1 protein-coding gene and 3 pseudogenes are annotated in these 1,012 nt (G+C 51.3%); 1 reads left to right on the top strand and 3 read right to left on the bottom strand.

Features of this window, described 5'->3' with window-relative positions:
- Positions 1–341 (bottom strand): transposase (locus BHE85_RS16500; RefSeq protein WP_242412325.1); only part of this gene is annotated, 341 nt, incomplete at its 3' end.
- A 54-nt stretch (positions 342–395) separates the two neighbouring features.
- Between BHE85_RS16500 and BHE85_RS16495 the strand changes: the two are divergent.
- Positions 396–677, top strand: a pseudogene (locus tag BHE85_RS16495) (transposase domain-containing protein); the annotation flags it as partial.
- Positions 678–751: 74 nt separating this feature from the next.
- Here BHE85_RS16495 and BHE85_RS27605 read toward each other — a convergent pair.
- Both BHE85_RS27605 and BHE85_RS16490 read right to left on the bottom strand, forming a co-directional pair.
- Positions 752–827: pseudogene (locus tag BHE85_RS27605) on the bottom strand (hypothetical protein); the annotation flags it as partial.
- Positions 828–921: 94 nt separating this feature from the next.
- Positions 922–1,012: pseudogene (locus BHE85_RS16490) on the bottom strand (IS5 family transposase); the annotation flags it as partial.

Here is a 1,012-nt window from a genome sequence, read left to right as displayed (position 1 = left end):
AACAGGTCCTCAGAGCATACATATTCTGCGGAGCGTGCGGCAACAACAGGACGAACAGGGGCGGTTTTCAATTTGCAGCCGTCAGGCTGCCGTGGTTCACGATTTTCACGCTCCAGCTCTTTCAGACGCTGACGTTCAGCGGTGGTGAGCCCTCCATCACCGCCCCCGGTATCCCGCTCATGCTGGCGAACCCAGACACGCAGAGTCTCCGGCGTACAGCCAATCTTTGGAGCAATGGAACAAATTGTCGCCCATTGTGAGTCATATTCGCCCTGACTTTCCAGAACCATACGGACTGCCCGTTGACGGACTTCGGGGGAAAAACGAGTATTTTTAGTCATCCTGTTTACCTCTTTCTCAGGAAGTTTAGTCTCCAGGATTCCCGGGGCGGTTCAGATAGCCTGAACGTGTACTGTCGTAATGGCCAGGTGGAAATCGACAACAACATCGGTGAAAACGCGCTGCGATCGGTGGCGGTTGGAAGAAAAAATTATCTCTTCTTCGGTTCTGACAACGGTGGAGAAAGCGCGGCGATTATCTACAGTCTGCTGGTCACCTGCAAACTGAACGGAGTGGAGCCGGAGGACTGGTTGCGCGAAGTGATCGTGAAGCTCAATGACTGGCCGTCGAACCGAGTGCATGAACTGCTGCCCTGGAACTTCTCAGCTGTAAAATAATCCTTCCGCTACGTACTTCTCTGGGCGCTTACCACTCAACGGCATCGTCAAAATTATCAAAGCGCAGAACATAGATTTATCATGTGTTTTATGGATGGCTTTCTCCATCAGGCATCGTTCGTCACGGGAAATTGGTGCTATGATCGGCATTGATCAGTCCGGTTGGTGATTTGTTTTGATTTGGCGATTGATCAGATCGCACAATCCGGGCTGAGTTCCCTCTAAGTGATCTAGGTTGTGTCCCTTAATTACGTAAGCGTTGATAAAAGAGTCGGATGCAGCCCAGTTTCACCATCGCCAGGTAATTTCTCGCCGTTTTGTCGTAACGCGTGGCG

Origin of the sequence: Shigella sp. FC1567 (genome assembly GCF_001743015.1) — a bacterium.
GTDB classification, from domain to species: Bacteria; Pseudomonadota; Gammaproteobacteria; order Enterobacterales; family Enterobacteriaceae; genus Escherichia; species Escherichia coli.
Note: the sequence above shows the minus strand (reverse complement) of the source record. Positions and strands in the feature narration are given on the sequence as shown.